The sequence below is a fragment of the Cetobacterium sp. ZWU0022 genome (genome assembly GCF_000800875.1).
Taxonomy (GTDB): Bacteria; Fusobacteriota; Fusobacteriia; order Fusobacteriales; family Fusobacteriaceae; genus Cetobacterium_A.
Map to the genome: position 1 here is coordinate 1 of NZ_JRJZ01000072.1, position 594 is coordinate 594.

Consider the following 594-nt stretch of genomic DNA (forward strand, 5'->3'; position numbering starts at 1 on the left):
AAACGGTGGAAATGTGGCATCTTTTATATAAATTTCTATGTATCAATTATACTCTAGTCTTTTTAATACACCAATATTCTCTAGAAAAGAGGCTAACTAATGAATCAGCCTCTTTTAAGTCGCTAATCTATATTCATACAATATTTAGCATCACTATAGTACATTTTTTCATCTTTAACTCTTTGTAAAAAGTCTTTAGTTAATTTTCCAATCTCACTTATTATATTAGGAATAGTATTTTTTTCATTATCAAAAAACAGTATCCCAACCTCTCTTTCTTTATTTCCTACACTATGAACTTGTCCAAATTCAAGATTAGGATATTTTAAAATCAATTCATTAAAAATTTTTCTCATACCTTCAAAATATCTATCGTCTTCTTCTGTTTTATCTAAAGTAGTTTTATAGTATCTTAAACAAATATAGGGAGTATAGGTTTTTGTATTTTTGTTTATTCTCCAATCAACTCTCCAAAAAACGCCAAACCAATGATTTGGAATATTTTCAATAGATAAAATGCTAATATTTGTCCAAGGTCTTCCAAAAGAAGTACCTATAGCAATTTTTGATTCTATTTCATTTTGTAATTTTTTT

1 protein-coding gene is annotated in these 594 nt (G+C 26.1%); it reads right to left on the bottom strand.

Annotation, left to right across the window (positions count from 1 at the left end; translation table 11 throughout):
• Positions 1-122 precede the first annotated feature (122 nt).
• On the bottom strand, positions 123-594 hold a 472-nt coding region (locus L988_RS13810; protein WP_047382525.1), incomplete at its 5' end, for a hypothetical protein.